General features: G+C 38.0%; 15 protein-coding genes. All 15 read right to left on the bottom strand.

Features of this window, described 5'->3' with window-relative positions:
• Nucleotide 1 precedes the first annotated feature (1 nt).
• Complete coding sequence (yabN, locus tag ACGLXV_RS23190) at nucleotides 2-1,471, bottom strand: bifunctional methyltransferase/pyrophosphohydrolase YabN (RefSeq protein ID WP_119706217.1); 1,470 nt, start codon at nucleotides 1,469-1,471, stop codon at nucleotides 2-4.
• Nucleotides 1,471-3,081 (bottom strand): putative polysaccharide biosynthesis protein, encoded by a 1,611-nt coding sequence (locus ACGLXV_RS23185; RefSeq protein WP_391560486.1) that lies wholly within the window; start codon nucleotides 3,079-3,081, stop codon nucleotides 1,471-1,473. The genes yabN and ACGLXV_RS23185 overlap by 1 nt, the downstream gene beginning before the upstream one ends.
• Before the next feature lie 115 nt (nucleotides 3,082-3,196).
• Nucleotides 3,197-3,733, bottom strand: a complete 537-nt coding sequence (gene spoVT, locus ACGLXV_RS23180; protein ID WP_119706216.1) for a stage V sporulation protein T — start codon at nucleotides 3,731-3,733, stop codon at nucleotides 3,197-3,199.
• Between the two features lie 231 nt (nucleotides 3,734-3,964).
• Entirely contained in the window at nucleotides 3,965-7,504 is a 3,540-nt protein-coding gene (gene mfd / locus ACGLXV_RS23175; RefSeq protein WP_119706215.1) for a transcription-repair coupling factor, read from the bottom strand.
• Nucleotides 7,505-7,582: 78 nt separating this feature from the next.
• On the bottom strand, nucleotides 7,583-7,813 hold the full coding sequence (fin, locus tag ACGLXV_RS23170; protein ID WP_119706214.1) for an anti-sigma-F factor Fin: 231 nt from the start codon (nucleotides 7,811-7,813) through the stop codon (nucleotides 7,583-7,585).
• A gap of 132 nt (nucleotides 7,814-7,945) precedes the next feature.
• The gene (pth, locus tag ACGLXV_RS23165) at nucleotides 7,946-8,506 is read right to left on the bottom strand and encodes an aminoacyl-tRNA hydrolase (protein WP_391560485.1); all 561 of its coding nucleotides are present in this window, start codon (nucleotides 8,504-8,506) and stop codon (nucleotides 7,946-7,948) included.
• A gap of 80 nt (nucleotides 8,507-8,586) precedes the next feature.
• Nucleotides 8,587-9,219, bottom strand: a complete 633-nt coding sequence (locus ACGLXV_RS23160; RefSeq protein WP_119706212.1) for a 50S ribosomal protein L25/general stress protein Ctc — start codon at nucleotides 9,217-9,219, stop codon at nucleotides 8,587-8,589.
• A 131-nt stretch (nucleotides 9,220-9,350) separates the two neighbouring features.
• On the bottom strand, nucleotides 9,351-10,310 hold the full coding sequence (locus tag ACGLXV_RS23155; RefSeq protein WP_119706211.1) for a ribose-phosphate diphosphokinase: 960 nt from the start codon (nucleotides 10,308-10,310) through the stop codon (nucleotides 9,351-9,353).
• A gap of 17 nt (nucleotides 10,311-10,327) precedes the next feature.
• Entirely contained in the window at nucleotides 10,328-11,704 is a 1,377-nt protein-coding gene (gene glmU / locus ACGLXV_RS23150; protein ID WP_119706210.1) for a bifunctional UDP-N-acetylglucosamine diphosphorylase/glucosamine-1-phosphate N-acetyltransferase GlmU, read from the bottom strand.
• A gap of 212 nt (nucleotides 11,705-11,916) precedes the next feature.
• A complete protein-coding gene (spoVG, locus tag ACGLXV_RS23145) occupies nucleotides 11,917-12,207 on the bottom strand; it encodes a septation regulator SpoVG (protein WP_003347151.1) in 291 nt (96 codons plus the stop codon).
• Between the two features lie 162 nt (nucleotides 12,208-12,369).
• Nucleotides 12,370-12,744 carry a RidA family protein gene (locus ACGLXV_RS23140; RefSeq protein WP_119706209.1) on the bottom strand — a complete coding sequence of 125 codons (375 nt, stop codon included), beginning with the start codon at nucleotides 12,742-12,744 and terminating at the stop codon, nucleotides 12,370-12,372.
• Nucleotides 12,741-13,577: a pur operon repressor gene (purR, locus tag ACGLXV_RS23135; RefSeq protein WP_119706208.1), complete on the bottom strand. Its 837-nt coding sequence runs from the start codon at nucleotides 13,575-13,577 to the stop codon at nucleotides 12,741-12,743. The genes ACGLXV_RS23140 and purR overlap by 4 nt, the downstream gene beginning before the upstream one ends.
• A 55-nt stretch (nucleotides 13,578-13,632) precedes the next feature.
• Nucleotides 13,633-14,502: a 4-(cytidine 5'-diphospho)-2-C-methyl-D-erythritol kinase gene (gene ispE / locus ACGLXV_RS23130; protein WP_391560498.1), complete on the bottom strand. Its 870-nt coding sequence runs from the start codon at nucleotides 14,500-14,502 to the stop codon at nucleotides 13,633-13,635.
• Between the two features lie 176 nt (nucleotides 14,503-14,678).
• Entirely contained in the window at nucleotides 14,679-14,855 is a 177-nt protein-coding gene (locus ACGLXV_RS23125) for a small, acid-soluble spore protein, alpha/beta type (protein WP_391560484.1), read from the bottom strand.
• A gap of 179 nt (nucleotides 14,856-15,034) precedes the next feature.
• A complete protein-coding gene (gene veg / locus ACGLXV_RS23120) occupies nucleotides 15,035-15,298 on the bottom strand; it encodes a biofilm formation stimulator Veg (protein ID WP_066059266.1) in 264 nt (87 codons plus the stop codon).
• Between the last annotated feature and the right edge of the window lie 155 nt (nucleotides 15,299-15,453).

The following is a 15,453-nucleotide window of genomic DNA, read 5'->3' as shown; positions in this document are numbered from 1 at the left end:
CTCATCGTTCTTCTTTTTTTGCCTCATTCCAGAACTGATCAAGCTCTTCTAACGTAAATTCATCAAAGCTTTTCCCACTAGCAAGTACCTTATCCTCAATAAAGGCAAAGCGCCGCAAGAATTTTTGATTTGTTTGAAACAAAGCCTCTTCAGGCTGAATTTGTAAGAACCGAGCAATATTGACCAGAGCGAACAAGATATCTCCCAATTCCTTCTGTAAGTCGTCTGTATGCGTCTCCTTGGCGAGTTCTTCCTCAAACTCTATTAGTTCCTCTTTTACCTTTTCCCATGCATGCAATACATTTTCCCAATCAAAGCCAACTTTTGCAGCTTTTTTTTGCAATTCATAAGCACGTATTAAGTTAGGTAAATGTGTACCTACACCATCAAGAATAGAAACTTTTTGTTCCCCTTTCTCTTCCACTTTAATCTCTTGCCAATTTTTCAAAACTTCGTCAGCCGTTTCGGCGGTAACATCACCAAATACATGCGGATGCCTTCTAACCATCTTAGCCGATATTCCCTCAATTACTTCATCAATAGAGAAATATCCTTCATCCTCTCCAATTTGAGCATGTAGCATTACTTGAAGTAGTACGTCTCCTAGCTCTTCAATCATGTGGTCAATATCTTCTTCATCTATTGCTTCAATTAACTCATAAGACTCTTCGATAAGATACTTTTTTAAGGATTGATGTGTTTGCTTTTTATCCCAAGGACAGCCATTTGGTCCACGAAGTTCAGCAATAATATTTCGAAGTTTAGAAAACTCTTTATAAGATAACTCTTCTTTTTGAACAGGTGGTACATAAACTGAGGTTAAGTTATTTAATGTCACTTCACGGTCAAGCTCATGCAGCGGAACCTTTTTGACCAGTTCTTTAGAAGTACCTGCTGCTGTTACAATGGCCACATCATGATCAAAAGGGTATTTTTCCATTAATGTTAGTTTCACTTCTGAGGCAATAAAAGTGTCATATACCTGCCCAATAATCAGATGCTGACTCATATAAATATCATCACGTTTCAGATTTGTCCCATCTAATAGTTGGAATCCCTCAATTGGGTCGATTTTTACTGCCTGAAACAAGGGATCTAAAAAACTTTGACCTCCAACAACCTCAATCTCTACCTGTAGCTCATTCGCTCTTTCTAACAGGATTTGAACCGTACGTTCGGCAACCAATGGATGTCCAGGAACAGCATAAACTAATGACTCCACATTGGCTCTTGAGATAAGATCATCACATATAGACTCATATACCTCATCAAATGTGTCTTTTGCTTCGTATATATGATCATATGAAGTAAACTGAAAATCTTCTTCTCTAACTAACTCATCCACTACAGGATGTTCTTTCGTTCGAAGATGCACTCTCTCGCTATGTTTTAAAATTTTATATATGCCAAGTGGCAGCTGATCCATATTACCTGCACCAAGACCAACGATTTGGATTTTATTCAAATTCATCAACTCCTATTTTTTTTCGGAAGTAATTGTATTAGTTTACTTCCAAGAGGCAATAAACTCAATTCACTCTCTTTAAATGTATATAATCTTAATATAACAATTAAATAGCTTAGTCCACCTAATATGACACCAACCATTGCTTCTAAACCAGCCTCAAATCGATTCGGTTCATTCAGGAAATGATCAATCAGCCACTGGTACCCTTTTAATACCAAAAACATGATTAAAGCAGCCACTGCAACCTTTATTAACTCTTTCCCTTTTATAATCTCTCCCTTTACCCTTGTTAGGAGGACCATAAACAAAAGGATGCTGATGATAACAAGTGATAAGACGGAAGCAAAAACCGCACCGTAAGCTCCAAATAGGGGCACGAAATACATATTAAATAAGTACTTAAACAAACATCCAAGAACAATCGTTATCGCAGGAAATACGATTTTCCCCAGTCCTTGAAGTACCGCACATAAAGTGATAATAAGTGAACTTAAAAGAATGATGGTACTTTGCATAGCAAGAATGGATGACCCTTCGCTATTCTGAAATAAAAAGATATTGGCCGGCTCAATAATGGAAAGAAGCCCAATACTTGCTCCGAATCCAACCATTATACTAATAAGCAAAGACAAACGAATTCGATCATGTAGCACCCTCATATTCTTTTTCACTTTTTCACTAGAGATGATTGGTACAAGCGATAAGGACATCGATGTAGCTACTACCGTTCCGAGTTGAATAAGCGGAACTCCTCGGTCATATATTCCCTTAATTTCCTTTGCAGCATGTTCGTTTGTCATCATTTTTAATAATAATGAATACAGGTTTAGAGAATCTGCCAGTTGAATAAATAAGAGAAGCATACTACTTACACTAATAGCAAATCCTTGAATACAAAGTAATTTTATTAGTCCCTTTGCTTCAGACCATGATGGAATGGATGCCTTTTGGAAAAACACCGGGAGATACTTTTGCCTTTTTTTTAAATAGAAAAGCAATACGGACACTGCTACTAGCCCTCCAACAATGGAACCGAACATTGCTCCTGCTCCCACTGTATAAAGATCCTCGTTCCTCAAGTAGAAGGCAACCATTAAAATGGTACTGACTCTTACAAATTGTTCACTTACTTGTGATATTGCCGTTGGCTTCATATCACCACTTCCCTGGAAAACCCCTCTCAAAATGGATAGAACCGGGAATAAAAGAAAGATAAATGAAATTGCCTTTAAAAGAAGTGCAATATGTGGGTCTTGCATAAAAGAGGCTATATAAGGAGCACCGTAAAATAAAGCTACAAATAGGATGACTCCAATCAAAGATAAAAGAAAAGAGGAGGTTACAATTAGCTTCTTTGCTCCTTGAACGTCTTTTACACTCATTTTTTCGATATAAAGTTTAGATATAATAACAGGAAAGCCGTATGTACATAACACCAATGCCATTCCGTAGAAGGGATAGGCTTGTTGATAGATATAAAATCCTACGTCCCCAACTAGGTTTTGGAAGGGAATTCGATAAAACGCACTTAGCACTTTGATAATAAGTGCAGAAACAGTAAGAAGTAAGGTTCCCTTTAGTATGGTATGTGACTCTTTATGGGGTTTAATCACCCTCACCCCCAATTTATGTAATTCGGAGTTATTATAGCACATCGGAGACATGCATACATGATAAGACGGAAAAAGAGGTAGCTGATTGCTACCTCTTTTTCCTTTTAATCCTTACTTATGATTCCATTTGTCTAGCAAGGAATCCAGCGGCTGTTTCTACAGCTTTACGCTCTACTTCACCGATAGTGGATTCTTTCGAGAAGATGATGACAGCACCGATAGGATCACCGTTTGCAATAATCGGACCCACGGTGTATGAAGAAATGGTTTCATCAATTCCATCGATTAATGCGACTTCACCCTGTTGTGTAATAATGACCGACGTTCTGTCTTCCATTGTTTTTTCAACAAGATCACTAATATTCTTATTTAAATAGTCCTTCTTTGAGCTACCCGCAACAGCTATGTAAGCATCTCTGTCGCAAATTAAGATTGGATTTCCTAGGCTATCGTATAGAGCCTCTGCATATTCCTTTGCAAAGTCACTTAACTCGCTGATTGGAGAATACTTCTTTAAGATCACCTCTCCATCGCGGTCTACGAAAATTTCTAACGGGTCTCCCTCACGAATTCGAAGAGTTCTACGGATTTCTTTAGGAATGACGACACGACCCAAATCATCGATTCGACGAACAATACCAGTTGCTTTCATCCAACGTTGCCTCACTTTCATCTGATGATTTAAACGATTGGCATCCATCTCTCTACGTTGTGAAATGATTGCCATTGTTTGAACTTAGTATCTTTCATATGGAAAGTTCTATACACTTACATAGTTTTTTCTCTAAAATGTTAAAATTGACAACGATGGATAAATAATACAATTTATTTTTTACTTACCCCTTACCATTCCAATTAAACATTTTACTATGCTATTTATCTCTTAAGAGACAATACTTCCTAGATCCTTCCTTGCATTATGAAGACCTTTCATCATCTTGAAAGCAGCGTCTAGCCACTGGTCTAACCCAACTCCCTTAATATGAAGAACCATCTTTAATTTACTACCGTCCATTCCAAGTCCAACCATACGGCCAAATTGACTGCTTACCTCAAATATTTTTTGACCATCTATTTGAGAACTATCCTCTTCAGAGACAATAATGTTAATTTCATTTTTATTTTGCTTAATTGTCTCTACACCAGCCATTCTTGCATAGACCTTTAACTCGGATAATTGGAACAAGTAAGCAACTTCATCAGGGAATTCACCGAACCGATCAATCATCTCTTCTTGAAGCTCTTGTACATCTTCAAGAGTTAATAGTCCACGGAACCGCTTATACATTTCAATTTTTTGATTACCATCACGAATGAATGTGTCTGGTATATATGCATCTACTTCCACATCAATCTCTACAGGCTTTATAACAACCTCTTTATCGATACCAACTTTTCTTTCCTCTATTGCCTCCTTAAGCATTTGAGAATATAGGTCAAATCCGACAGAATCAATAAATCCATGCTGCTCTGCACCTAATAGATTTCCAGCTCCACGAATAGATAAGTCTCGCATTGCTATTTTGAAACCAGACCCAAGCTCAGTAAATTCTTTAATGGCCTGAAGTCTTTTTTCTGCAACTTCTGTTAAAACCTTATCCTTTCTATAGGTAAAGTACGCGTATGCCACCCGGTTGGATCGTCCTACACGTCCTCTTAGCTGATACAACTGAGAAAGACCCATACGGTCAGCATCAAATACAATCAATGTATTTACATTAGGAATATCTACACCCGTTTCAATAATGGTCGTACTAACAAGTACATCCGATTCTCCTTCTAAAAAACCAAGCATAACAGACTCAAGCTCATTCTCCGTCATTTTCCCATGCGCGTACGTCACACGTGCATCTGGAACAAGCGCTCTGATTTCTTCTGCTTTCCTTTCAATATCCTCCACACGATTATAAAGGAAATAAACTTGCCCACCACGTGCTAACTCCCTTTCAATCGATTCTTTTACCAGTCCACCGTTATACTCCATCACATAGGTCTGAACTGGGAAACGGTTCTCTGGAGGAGTCTCAATTACCGATAAATCCCTTACTCCTAGCATCGACATATGAAGAGTTCTCGGTATCGGAGTAGCCGTTAATGTGAGCACATCCACATTTGTTTTTAACTGCTTAATCTTTTCTTTATGTGTGACTCCAAAACGCTGTTCTTCATCAATAATCAACAGTCCTAAATCGCGATACGTAATGTCTTTAGAAAGAATTCGATGAGTTCCTACCACCACATCTACCGTACCTGTCTTTAGACCATTAATGGTCTCATTCTGCTGCTTTCTGCTTCTAAACCGACTTAATAGACCAATATTGATTGGATAATCTTGAAAACGCTCCCTCATGGTCTCATAGTGCTGCTGAGCTAAGATCGTAGTTGGGACGAGCAAAGCAACCTGCTTCCCATCTGCAATTGCTTTAAATGCAGCACGAATGGCAACCTCTGTTTTCCCGTAACCCACATCCCCACACAGCAATCGATCCATCGGACGTTCTCTTTCCATATCTTTTTTAATTTCCTGGATAGAACGCAATTGATCCTCTGTCTCTTGGTATGGAAATACTGATTCAAACTCTCTCTGCATATCTCCATCAGGACTGAAGGCATAACCGACAGAAGCTTCTCTTTCTGCATAAAGCTTAATAAGATCATCAGCAATATCTTGAACAGATGACTGAACCTTCGTTTTCACACGTTTCCAATCATTCCCACCAAGCTTATATATTTTCGGCTCCTTGCCTTCAGATCCCACATATTTTTGAACCAAATCAATTTGCTCTACAGGAACATATAATTTATCGGTTCCTTGATAGCGAATGTGTAAATAATCCTTATGCACTCCGTTTATGACGAGCGTTTCTATACCAAGATACTTCCCTATCCCATGATTCACGTGAACAACATAGTCGCCCACTTTTAATTCTGAGTAACTCTTTATCCTCTCAGCATTTGATAACTTTTGCCTTCTTGTTGTTTTTTTGGAACGCTTATTAAAAAGCTCTTCCTCTGTAATCACAACAATTTTCTGTATAGGTAATTCGAAGCCGGTTTGTAGTCCACCTTGCATAATTTGGACTTTTCCTTTTAAAATATCCTGCTTTTGGTTCGCAACAACTGCTTCGATTTCATAGTCTTCTAATACTCTTTCTAGTTTCTTACTTTTCTCACTATCTTCTCCTAAAAAAATGACGGAGTACTTCCCTTTTTTCCAACGCTCAATTTCCCCTTTTAACACATTCATCTGTCCATGGAAATTCTGCATTTGCTTACAAGTGACATTAATAATGTTTTGAGGGTTCGTATTGGGAACATGTCTTAGGAAAAGTGACATATATACAATTGATTTTTTTGATTTTTGTAGCATTCCATTCAGATGGTGAGACACAGGAATATCATGAACAATCTTTCCTTCACCTAGAAGGCTTGTATACCATTCTGCTTCCTCTTTATCCAACGAATCGCTCATTTCCTGAACTCTACTAATTTCATCTACAAAAATAAGACCGTTTTTCGGCAAATAGTCTAATAGACTGTTAGACTTTTCATAGGCGAATGATAAATACTTAAATAACTGCTCTGGCCTTTGACCATTCTTTAGTTGTTCGATTTCGTAGCCTATATGTTGAGACAGTAAGGTTTTTACTTTCTCATCCTTCAACTTTTTCAAACTCTTTGCTAGATGCTCTTCAAGCCGTTGAGCAATTATTGGAAAATGAGAATCATCTAGTGGAGATTCCGTAGCTGGTCCAATAAAAACAGTAGACAGCTTATCCTTTGAGCGTTGATCTTCCAATGAGAACGTGCGAATAGAATCTACTTCTGTATCAAAAAACTCTACCCGAATCGGGTCCGCTTCCGTAAGCGGATAAATATCTAAAATCCCCCCACGTACACTAAACTCACCAGGTGCTGCAACCATTTCAGATCTTGCATATCCCATTTTCACAAGCTGAAGACTGAGCTCACCTAGCTCAATATCCTGCCCTAGGGAAATCGTATATTGTTTGGATTTCCAAAGTTCAAGTGGCGGAAGATATTTCCTAACTCCAGCAATAGGAGCAATAATAATTCCACCTGCATTGCTGCTTAAATAATTCAAAGCCTCTATTCTCTGGGCCTTTAATTCTGGACTAGCAATACTCATCTCGGCTGCTATTAGTTCATTAGCTGGATATAGAAAGACCTCATCTACCTCAACCAATTGGATTAAATCATCGTATAGCTTTTGCGCTTGTAACAGATTATGAGTAACGATTAGCATCGGCTTTCTCATACGCTCATATATAGAAGCCAAAAATACTGTTCTTGCAGAACCAGATAGCCCCGCAATTAGCTGTTCAGTAATACCTTCTTCAATTCCAGAAAGGACGGATTTTGTATCATCTAGTTCACTGAAAAGTTGCTTAATTGCTAACATATATGCCCTCCTCCCAATACCTACACATGTATGTAATATAAAAACAGAAAAATGCTTTGGATGTTTCTCCAAAGCGTTTTACTGAATTAGATAGTCTTGTTCATGAAAGTCTGGATTTCTTTCTAGCAACTCCTGACAATCCTCACAAATCGATTTAATATGCATATTTCCTTCTGTATCATAACTTACCATATCAAGTCGCTCTTCACCATTCAGCTTGTGAAGCCCTAATCTTTCAGACTCTAAAGTAGTTTGTTCAATGGTGCCCATTGTATGTCCGCAGTGTCGGCAATGGTAATGAATGGCCATGCCTGTCCCTCCTAGTAAACAATTCATTAAGCTTAGTATTGACCTTTTAGGACAGACTTTATTCATTCATTACTTATATACGATATGTAATCCGTGCAACAATGATAACCGAAGATTCATTTTTTCCTATGATTATTGATTGTAACGGTTCATTACCTGCAAGAAAGGGTCCATTAGCCAATCTATGCATGCTTCCCCGCATTTTTTCACTATAAGGTTCATTGTTTCTTGCTCTTCCTTCGTAAATCTACTAAGAACATAATCACTTATACTCATCCCATTTGTTGGCCTTCCAACTCCCACACGTATGCGTTTAAACTCTTGTGTTCCTAGATGAGCGATGGAGGACTTTATGCCATTATGACCACCAGCACTGCCTTTCTCTCTTAAACGTAGCTTCCCTACTGGTAAGTCTAGATCATCATATATAACAACGATATCTTCAATAGAAATATTAAAATAATCCATTAACGGACGAATAGACTCTCCAGACAAATTCATATAAGTTAATGGCTTTAATAGAAAAACTTTTTCCCCATTTACATAACCAACACCATAGATCCCTTTAAATTTTGATTGATCAAGCTTAATATTCCATTCATTGGATAAATGATCAATCACTTCAAACCCTACATTATGTCTTGTTTGATCATACTGTTTTCCAGGGTTGCCTAAACCGATAAATAGTTTCATGTTTCACCTCTTACAACATCAAAAGGAACTGGCCAAACAAATATGGTCAGTCCCTGTAGTGATTGCTTTGTTATGTTTAATTATTCGACAGCCTCTGTCTCTCTTCCTTCTAGATTTTCAGGAATTCCTGGTTCTTGTTCTTCACCAGTACTAATTTCCTCTTCTTGTCTAGGAGGGAGGATAGACACGATGGTCTCTTCATCTTCATTGTTAATATGGTAGGACGTACGTCCTTGAATATCCGCGATAGACATCGTCTCACCAACTTGTAGATTGCTAACATCAACCTCAATAACTTGAGGAATATCCGCTGGTGTGGCTGTAATGCTTACTTCATGTAAAGGCTGTTGGAGAACGCCACCATCTTTCACACCTGCAGCCTCACCTACAAGTGTAACACGAACATTTACTTGTATTTCTTTTGACATATCCACAGCTAGAAAATCAGCGTGTAGTATTTCCTTCTTTATTGGATCCATTTGATAATCCGATAAAATAACATCGTATGTTTCTCCATCAAGATCAAGAGAAATCACACCATTTCTTCCCACTTCTCGAATCGTTTTCAGGAAATCGCTAGCATTTATATATAGTGCTTTGCTATCTACATTAGTGCCATAAACAACTGCTGGCACTTGTCCTTCGTGACGCATAATTGACAAAGTGGATTGACGGAAATCCTCACGTTCCTGTGCATGTAATTGGGTAGTCAAAATCGTTTTCTCCTTCCAATATTAAGGTCTCTTTATAAAAAATGCCCTTAAACAGGAAAGTCTAAACGTAGAAATTTTTTATTTAACCTAAACAGATAAGGCTTGCACTAATAGCAAGCCTCAGAATTTTATTAATCAAACAGAATACTTACAGATTGTTCTTCGTGAACACGGATAATAGCCTCTCCTAAAAGCTCAGCAACGGAAAGTTCCTTGATCTTCTTAGACGCTTTTTTCTCTTCAGATAACGCAATCGAGTTTGTTACAACAAGCTCTTTAATTTTTGAGTTTTCAATTCTTTCAATCGCAGGACCAGATAGTACTGCATGTGTACAGCATGCGTACACTTCAGCCGCACCATTTTCAACAAGTGCATTAGCAGCAAGAGTAATCGTTCCAGCTGTATCAATAATATCGTCAATTAAAATAGCTGTCTTTCCTTCGATATTACCAACAATATTCATTACCTCAGCAACATTTGGTCTAGGTCGACGCTTATCAATAATTGCAATTGGTGCCTTAAGTCTTTCTGCCATTTTACGAGCTCTCGTTACTCCACCATGATCAGGTGAAACAATAACGATGTCACCACTTAGATCCTTCTTGCTAAAGTATTGAGATAGAATTGGAACACCCATAAGGTGATCAATCGGAATATCAAAGAAACCTTGGATTTGTGGTGCATGTAGATCCAACGTAATTACACGAGTAGCTCCTGCTGTTTCAAGTAAATTAGCTGCCAGTTTAGCTGTAATTGGCTCACGTGCTCTAGCTTTACGGTCTTGACGTGCATACCCGTAATAAGGCATTACGATACCAATTGATTTCGCAGATGCTCTTTTAAGAGCATCAATCATAATCAATAACTCCATCAAATGCTCATTAACCGGTGAGCTTGTGGATTGGATAATAAACACATCACAGCCACGGATACTTTCTTCAATATTGATTTGGATTTCCCCATCGCTAAAACGAGTAACCGAACATTTTCCTAACTCCACACCAATGACCTTTGCAATTTCTGCTGCTAGCGCAGGATTGGAATTAAGAGTAAACACCTTTAAATTTGGATCTAAATACTGATTTGACATGATGGACCTCCGAATACTTATTTCTTTTTGCTATTTAATTTTGAAACATAATCTTCTTTGTTTACTTGTTTTGCTCTAGCTATAGCAAGTGCTTCTCCTGGGACATCTTGAGTAATAGTTGACCCAGCTGCTACGTACGCTCCTTCTCCTACTCTAACTGGAGCTACAAGGTTTGAATTACAACCTATAAATACATTGTCTTCGATTTTTGTTAAGTACTTATTTTTCCCATCATAGTTCACCGTAATCGATCCACAACCAATGTTTACATTGCTACCAACTTCAGCATCTCCAATATAGCTAAGATGGGAAGCCTTACTTCCTTTGCCGAATACAGCTTTCTTGATTTCAACAAAGTTGCCAATTTTCACATCATCATGAATATTCGATTGAGGTCTTATGTGCGCAAAAGGACCAATGGCAACCTCATTACCAATTTCACTATCGTAAGCTGCTGACTGACGGATAGCCGTTCCTTTGCCAATTTTACAATTGTGAATTTCAGTTTGAGGACCAATAATACAATCCTCTCCAATAACTGTTCCACCAGCTAATATCGTTCCTGGGTAAAGAATGGTGTCTTGACCAATTTCTACATCCGGACCAATATATGTACTTGAAGGATCAATTATAGTAACACCGTTACGCATATGCCACTCATTAGTACGCTCTTTAAAGATACGCTCCGCTTCAGCTAATGCTACACGGTCATTAACGCCCAATGTTTCTTCAAAATCTTCTGTTTGATAAGCTGTAACTATTTCGCCAGCATTTTTTAGAATTTCAATGACATCTGGTAAATAGTACTCCCCTTGGACATTATCATTTGAAACCTTTGATAGGGCGTCAAAGAGGGCTTTATTATCAAAGCAATACGTTCCCGTATTAATCTCTTTTACTAAGCGTTCTTCATTCGTTGCATCTTTATGCTCAACAATTTTTTCAACCGATCCATCTTCATTTCTAATAATACGTCCATAGCCTGTCGGATCATTTGTCCATGCTGTTAATATCGTTGCTTTAGCAGATGTCTCTTCATGATGCTTAAACAATGCTTCCATCGTCGTTGCCTTAATTAAAGGAGTGTCGCCACATACGACAATGGTAATGCCTTCTTTATCCTTTAGTATATCCGTTGCTTGCATAACAGCATGTGCTGTTCCAAGCTGTTGCTCTTGAAGCACGTAGCTGCTCTCTTCGCCCAGCTGTGCTTTTACAAGTTCCGCTCCGTGTCCAATAACTGTTACAATGCTGTTTATATTAAGCTTTTTCACATGATCGATTACATGTTGCACCATAGGCTTACCACCAACAGGATGGAGAACTTTGTACAGTTTTGATTTCATCCTAGTTCCTTGACCTGCGGCTAATACTACCGCATACCGATTCGACATTTACAGGCCTCCAATATACCTTTTTATCCATTAAGAATATATCTTAAATACACGTATATTTCAAGAACAGATAAAAAACTGCATGATTTTAACATTATGAAAGGTTTAAGCGTTTATATTTATGGGTAGTTGTATGTTGGAGAGGAAAAATGGGTTCAGAAGCATAAAAAAGAGCCTTACCCTTAGGAAGTAGGCCCTTGTTGTTTATTTTTTTAGGAAGCACCGGCTTCTTCAAATTCAACTTCTAATTCACCTAAACGGTGGTACTCAGCTAAAACTGCTTCTTGAATCTTCCCACGTGTACCTGAATTGATCGGATGAGCTATATCGCGGAACTCTCCATCTGGTGTGCGTTTACTAGGCATAGCAACGAATAATCCGTTATTTCCGTCTATCACGCGGATATCGTGAACAACAAACTCATTATCAAGCGTAATGGATGCGATTGCTCTCATACGTCCGTCTGTATTAACGCGGCGTAATCTTACGTCTGTTACTTCCATCCTGTTCACCACCTTTGCACAATTAGATATAATCTACGTTTAAATATTCAACAAATTTTTCATATCTCCTCCCTCTAATTCAATTTTTTTTGAAAAATTAGTCAAAATCGTGAACTTTTTGTAATTTATTAAGAATCCAGATGAAAATAAAAAACACTCGTCTTATTTGACGAGTGCAATTACTTCGATTTCTACTAATACATCCTTCGGCAATCTTGCTACTTCCACACAAGAACGAGCTGGTTTATGTACAGAAAAATATTCACCATACACTTCATTTACTGCAGCAAATTCATCCATGTTTTTAATAAATACAGTTGCCTTTACTACTGTTTCGAGCGTTGCGCCTGCTTCCTTTAGGACGGCCTTTAGGTTTTTAAATACTTGATGCGTTTGTTCTTTTACGTCTCCTTGAAGTAAATCACCCTCGGCAGTTAAAGGAATCTGACCAGAGCTATAAAACATATTGTTTACAACGATACCTTGAGAATATGGCCCGATAGCTGCAGGTGCTTCATTTGTTTGAACTACTTTCATACTAATTCCTCCTGTTTATGTAAAAAATAATTTCCTTCATTCACTTGAATTTGCTTTTCTTTTACATCTACATCCGAAAGCTTTACTAAGGATAAATAATCATCCACTAGTCTCTCTTCAATTTTTTCCGCTTCCACCAGTACGGCAATTCCAGCTAAATTAGCATTAAACTCATTCAACATACTAATCATTCCGTTAACCGTTCCGCCTGCTTTCATAAAATCATCAACAATTAAAACGTTAGCTCCTTGCTCCATGCTGCGTTTTGACAGAACCATCGTTTGAATTCTTCCTGTTGATCCAGACACGTAATTAATACTTACGGTTGAACCTTCCGTTACTTTATTATCTCTGCGCACGATAACAACTGGCACATTTAAATGACTTGCTACTGCATAAGCCAAAGGAATTCCCTTTGTTGCAACTGTCATAACAAGATCAATCTTCTCTTCTGTAAAAGCAGAAGCAAGCAAGCGACCAGCCTTTTGAACAATCGCTGGATCTCCTAATATATCTGTCATATAAAGATATCCACCTGGTAGCAGCCGATCAGGATCGGCTATAAGACCGCATAATTCGTTAATAATTGGCCTAGCTTCCTCATCTGATACTTTTACGGTAAACTTCACACCACCAGATGCTCCAGGAACCGTTTTCAGCGTTCCGATTCCTCTTTTCTCAAAAGTCTCTTTTATGATTGCTAAATCTTCACTTATGGATGATTTAGCGGAACCATACCTTTCTGAAAAGAAAGATAGTGAAACTAATTGCTGGGGGTGCTCAAGCAAATAATTCGTCATATCTACTAACCTTTCGCTTCGACGAAACTTCATAATAGACCTCCCATATCCGAATGTTTTAACGATAATATACCATTAATGTACGGATTTAATCAAGGGTATGGCGTTCTCCTAGCATGCGTACAGCAAAAACCTGGTCACAAAATCCTCTCAGCCCATTATACAATCGATGCATTCTTGAATCATGATGAACAAGGGCAAAAACAGTTGGACCACTTCCACTCATCAACACCGCATCGGCACCAAATCGTTGCATTTGATCCTTGATTTGAGCAACCTCTGGATAGAGCTTCAAAGTGACTTCCTCTAACACATTTCCAACATTGTCACAAACACCTTCAAAGCTTCCTTCCTTAATCGCCTCGACCATTGCAGGAAGGTTTGGATGACTTATTCCACTTAATTCAAGCCTTCTATACACATCTGCTGTTGAAACACCGATAAAGGGCTTTGCTAAAACTACCCAACAAGTAGGAGGTGGAGGAAGTTGTGTAATCTTTTCTCCACGTCCTTTTGCTAACGCCGTTCCACCGTAAACACAAAAGGACACATCCGACCCAATCTCAGAACCTAACTCTGCAAGCTCGTCCAACGATAAGTTCAGTTTCCAAAGCTTGTTTAATCCTCTTAAGGTTGCCGCTGCATCACTGCTTCCACCAGCTAATCCTGCCGCAACAGGTATATTTTTCTCAATAGAAATATGAACTCCAGATTTCACTTGAAATCTTTCTTTCAACAACTTTGCTGCTTGAAAGGCTAGATTTCTTTGATCATCTGGAACAAACCGATTTTGAGAATTAATGCGAATGGTATCCTCTTCTAAAAAGGTTAATTCGACTCGATCAGCAAGGTCTATCGTTGTCATGATCATTTCTACTTCATGAAACCCATCCGATCGTTTATGTAATACATCTAACGATAAATTGATCTTTGCAGGAGCTTTTATTAAAAGCTTCAACATCTCCACCTACTTTAAACATTCTCTCTAGTCCATTTTTGTCCTATTTTACCACAAAACGATAAAAGTAAGACCTCTCCACACAAAAAAGCCGGAGAATCTGTTTTCTCCGGCTTCTGTCGCAATGAATTCGAATTGTTAGTTAACTCTCGCATGAAGTAAAAAGGTTGCTGCTTTTAGCGCTTTTCCGTTAATTGCTGTTGCGCTATTTCAATCGTACGCTTGACCATGTTGCCAGCGTCTTTCGCTTTAATGCCGCCCCAACCTTCTTTTTGAACGACATCATAGAACCCTAGCTCCTTTGCTAGTTCCTCTTTAAACCCTTCTGACATCATCCCTCTTCTTCTGCTCACGATTAACATCCCCTTTCTTCATCACGACACTCTTATTATGTTGAAGTGGTTAGAAATTCATTAGCTTTTAGAGAAAAAATTGATTAAATTTACGTATAGTTTTTAAAAGAAAATATAAAATAAAAAACAAATTAAAAAGCAGCAAACCATAGTTCACTGCTTACACGATAAGGACAACCTTAACTTAGTGCCATTTGTCCTGTTGTATCTTCATAGAATGTAATTTGAACCGTCTCTGTTAAAACGTCTGCATAGCTGTATGATACACGTTCGAAAGCATTTTCTTCTTGATCTAACTCAATTACAAACACAGATGGATACGTTTCTGCAAGAATTCCGTATCTTTCAATAGTCTTTCTTCGACCACCATTGGCCTTGAGTAAAAGTCTTTTTCCTAAATTTGAATCAAGAGCTTTTTTAATATCAACCAAAGTTTTTGCCATTCGGTCCACCTCACTATGTAAAGTATAACACATTTACACTGTATAGTCAAACAAAATAATAAATTATAACAGTGTTTAAAAATAAAAGTCAATATTTTTTGTTCAGCATTTTCTTCTAATTTTCAACATTTTTAGGATTACCTATTTGTTTTGAA

It is taken from the genome of Robertmurraya sp., assembly GCF_036676585.1.
Lineage (GTDB): Bacteria > Bacillota > Bacilli > Bacillales > Cytobacillaceae > Robertmurraya_A.
The sequence above is the reverse complement of the archived record's forward strand: the minus strand, read 5'-3'. Positions and strand labels throughout refer to the sequence as shown.

What these genes read in the sequence shown, in the direction of transcription:
- spoVG (WP_003347151.1), bottom strand. Translation starts at nt 12,207, where the DNA reads ATGGAAGTAACAGACGTAAGATTACGCCGCGTTAATACAGACGGACGT.
- pth (WP_391560485.1), bottom strand. Translation starts at nt 8,506, where the DNA reads ATGAAACTATTTATCGGTTTAGGCAACCCTGGAAAACAGTATGATCAA.
- glmU (WP_119706210.1), bottom strand. Translation starts at nt 11,704, where the DNA reads ATGTCGAATCGGTATGCGGTAGTATTAGCCGCAGGTCAAGGAACTAGG.
- fin (WP_119706214.1), bottom strand. Translation starts at nt 7,813, where the DNA reads ATGGCCATTCATTACCATTGCCGACACTGCGGACATACAATGGGCACC.
- purR (WP_119706208.1), bottom strand. Translation starts at nt 13,577, where the DNA reads ATGAAGTTTCGTCGAAGCGAAAGGTTAGTAGATATGACGAATTATTTG.
- veg (WP_066059266.1), bottom strand. Translation starts at nt 15,298, where the DNA reads ATGGCAAAAACTTTGGTTGATATTAAAAAAGCTCTTGATTCAAATTTA.
- ACGLXV_RS23155 (WP_119706211.1), bottom strand. Translation starts at nt 10,310, where the DNA reads ATGTCAAATCAGTATTTAGATCCAAATTTAAAGGTGTTTACTCTTAAT.
- mfd (WP_119706215.1), bottom strand. Translation starts at nt 7,504, where the DNA reads ATGTTAGCAATTAAGCAACTTTTCAGTGAACTAGATGATACAAAATCC.
- ACGLXV_RS23140 (WP_119706209.1), bottom strand. Translation starts at nt 12,744, where the DNA reads ATGAAAGTAGTTCAAACAAATGAAGCACCTGCAGCTATCGGGCCATAT.
- spoVT (WP_119706216.1), bottom strand. Translation starts at nt 3,733, where the DNA reads ATGAAAGCAACTGGTATTGTTCGTCGAATCGATGATTTGGGTCGTGTC.
- yabN (WP_119706217.1), bottom strand. Translation starts at nt 1,471, where the DNA reads ATGAATTTGAATAAAATCCAAATCGTTGGTCTTGGTGCAGGTAATATG.